Below are 3264 nucleotides of genomic sequence, written 5' to 3'. Positions count from 1 at the left end.
GCGCCGCCGGGCTGGTTTTCTCCGGCACGCCGGGACATTCCGTGCGGCGGATCCTGGCCGAGGCCAAGCTCGCCGACAGCGTGCGTGAGATCGTCGAAAAGCCGCGCGCGGGCACCGGCAATGCGATGGATGTGCTTGCCGAGGCGCGTCGCCATGTCCAGTGCCTCGGGCAATTCGGCTGGGCATTCGAGCCCGCCGAAAGCCTGCTGGAAAGACCGCCCGGCCACTGGTCGCGCGCGCTGACGACGACGCTGCTGACGCCTGCTATGTTCGCCACCGTCGCGATCGTCATTCTGGCCTTCTGGCGCATGACTTATGTGCTCGTGTTCGGAAACCCGCATGGGGTCACCTTCACCAACATCGCGATTGCGGGAACCTCGCTTCTGCTTTCAGTCCTCGGTCTGCTGGCCATTCTCGCCCTGTTCGTCGGGTTTTGCTTCCTGGCGTTGCGGCGGCTCGAGGACAAGGACCAGCCGGCGAGCACGCCGGTCGAGATCGGAGCGCTCGAAAAGATCCTCGCCCATGAGGACCACACCGCGCAGAACAATCTGACGGCGATCTCGACGATGAAGGTGGGCATCTTGCGGCGGCTGGCGCTGCGGCTCTCCTTCTACCTGATCTCGATATCGGCGCAGAAGGTGTTCAGGCCAGGCTTCCTCGCCACCATCAACACCATTCATTTCGCCCGCTGGGTGCTGTTGCCCGGCACCAACAGGCTGATGTTCTTCTCCAATTACGGAGGCAGTTGGGAAAGCTATCTCGAGGACTTCATCGCCAAGGCCTCGGCCGGCTTGACCGGTGTGTGGAGCAACACCGACGGCTATCCGCGCACGCGCTGGCTGTTCCTGGACGGCGCGCGCGACGGCGATCGCTTCAAGCGCTGGGCGCGGCGCCAGCAGGTGCCGACGCTGTTCTGGTACACCGCCTATCCGCGCCTCAACACCACGCGTATCCGCATCAACTCCAGGATCAGGCGCGGCATCGCCTCGGCTACCGGCAACGAGGCGCGCGACTGGCTGAGCCTTTTCGGTTCCCTGCCGCGTCCGCAAGCGCTGCCGGCTGATGCGAGGAGCCTGGCGGGGCCTCCGTCCTCGCCCCTCGAAGCGCTGGAATCCGGCGAAATCCAGTCGATCTTCTTCGGGCCGTTCGGCGCGCTCGGCGACGCGCATATGCTTGCGATCCAGGTGCCGGATGGCCTGCCGACGGCGAAGCGCAAGACGTGGCTCGACTTCGTCATCGGCAAAACCAGCTTCGGCGACGGGGTACCCGTGGGCCGCGCTATGACCGTGGCGTTCGGGCCCAACGGACTGCGCCGGCTGGGGCTCGAAGGCGGCGTCGACGACGAACCGCTGGACACGTTCCCGGTCGCCTTCCGGGAAGGCATGGGCACGCCCGAGCGCAGCCGCATTCTCAACGACACCGGCCCTGACGCGCCCGACAAATGGCAGTGGGGGTCTTCCGCCAAGCCCGTCGATGTCGTCATCGTCTGCTATGCCGAGACGCCGGCCTTGCTGAAGGCCGAGATCACGGCCATGAAGCGACAGACGGCAGGCGCCGGGATGTCGGTGACCGCCGAACTGCCGCTGAAGGTGAAGCGCGACGGCAAGCGAGCGGTCGAGCATTTCGGCTTCGTCGACGGCATCTCGCAACCGATCGTTCGGGGTACGGCGCGCGCCGCTAAGGGAGCCGCGCCCATGCATCTGCTCGCACCGGGCGAGTTCCTGTTCGGTTATCGCGACGAGCATGGCTTCTATCCGTCGTCGCCGTCGGTCGAGGCGGCGCGGTCCAGCGCCGGCATCCTGTCGCAGGTGCGGCGCAACCGCCAGATACCCGGGCAACCGCCTCCGCCGCGCGATTTCGGCCGCAACGGCACGTTCCTCGTCATGCGCCAGTTCGAGCAGCATGTCGAATTGTTCGACGATTATTGCAGGCGGGCGGCGACGCAGGCCGCAAATGAGACCGGCGATCCCACCGTCGATCAACGCTGGGTGGCCGCGAAGATGCTCGGCCGCTGGCAGGACGGCAGCTCGCTCGTGCGCAATCCGAACGGGCGGCCGGGCCGCGGCGTCGACAATGATTTCGCGCTCGGCGCCGAGGATCCGCAGGGGCACGCCTGTCCACTCGGCTCCCACATACGCCGTTCCAACCCGCGCGATTCGCTCGGCGAGGACCGCGAGACGCAGATCAGGATCGGCAAGCGCCATCGCATCCTGCGCGTCGGCCGCACCTACGAGAAAAAGGACAAGGGCGGAAAGACGGAGAAGGGACTGCTCTTCATGTGTCTCAACGCCGATATCGAGCGCCAATACGAGTTCATCCAGCAGACCTGGGTCTCGTCGAGCTCGTTCCAGGGTCTGGTCGGGGAGACGGATCCGACGATCGGGGCAAGGGGCGGCGGCGGCCGGTTCTCGATCCCGTCCTGGGAAAAGGTCACCGTGTTCAAGGATGTGCCGAAGTTCGTCACCACGAAAGGCGGCGGCTATTTCTTCATGCCGAGCCGCTCGGCGCTGCGCTACATGATCTCGCGGTTGTGATCAGGGGCGCTTAGGCTGTCTGCTGCTTGGGCGAAGTCGCCGAGCCTGCTCAGTCGTCGTCCTGCGATTCGGCGATATGGTTCAGCGCGGCGGCGTTGATGATGCGCAGGCCGCCGCGCTTGATGGCGATCATCTGCCGGTTGCGCCAGTCGTTGAGCGTCTTGTTGACGGATTCGCGCGTCGCGCCGAGGAATTCGCCGAGCTCGGATTGCGAAATCGGAATCCAACCGGCGGAGTCGGCCATGACCCCGCTCAGGAACACCAGCCGCTTCGCCAGCCGGGCCTCGATGCCGAAAAAGGCTTGGTCGCCCAACTCGCCGCTGACCCAGCGCAGCCGCGTGCACAGCAATTCGATCATCGCTCGCGCGAGAGACGGGTTTTTCTCAATGCGGTCAAAGAGTTGTGTCCGGCTCAGCGAAACCAGCTCGCATGCCGTGAGACAGCTGGCGGTGGCCGTGCGCGGGCGTCCGTCCAGTGCCCCGATCTCGCCGACAAGGCTGCGCGACAGCTCGATATTGGCCACCAGCTTCTGCCCGCCCGGCGAATAGATCGAGATCTCGACCGTGCCGCTTATCACACCATAGATGCGATCGGAGGCATCCTCTTGGACGAACAAATGCTGGCCGGCGGCGTAGCGCTCCAGCTTGCAGCCGCCGAACAGCAGGTCGAAGTGGCGCGGATCAATGCGCGCCAGGCGCGGCAGGTTGCTGTCGTCCGCGCCGTTTGTAGC

Annotated in this window: 1 protein-coding gene and 1 pseudogene; one reads left to right on the top strand and one right to left on the bottom strand. The window is 65.6% G+C overall.

Annotation, left to right across the window (positions count from 1 at the left end; translation table 11 throughout):
• Nucleotides 1-2534 (top strand): annotated as a pseudogene (locus EOA24_RS31845) (Dyp-type peroxidase); the annotation flags it as partial.
• 49 nt (nt 2535-2583) lie between these two features.
• Here EOA24_RS31845 and EOA24_RS31840 read toward each other — a convergent pair.
• Nucleotides 2584-3264, bottom strand: a 681-nt coding sequence (locus EOA24_RS31840) for a Crp/Fnr family transcriptional regulator (protein ID WP_133374710.1), incomplete at its 5' end; no start/stop codon positions are given.

Source organism: Mesorhizobium sp. M2A.F.Ca.ET.039.01.1.1, assembly GCF_003998035.1.
Classification (GTDB): Bacteria; Pseudomonadota; Alphaproteobacteria; order Rhizobiales; family Rhizobiaceae; genus Mesorhizobium.
The sequence above is the reverse complement of the archived record's forward strand: the minus strand, read 5'-3'. Positions and strand labels throughout refer to the sequence as shown.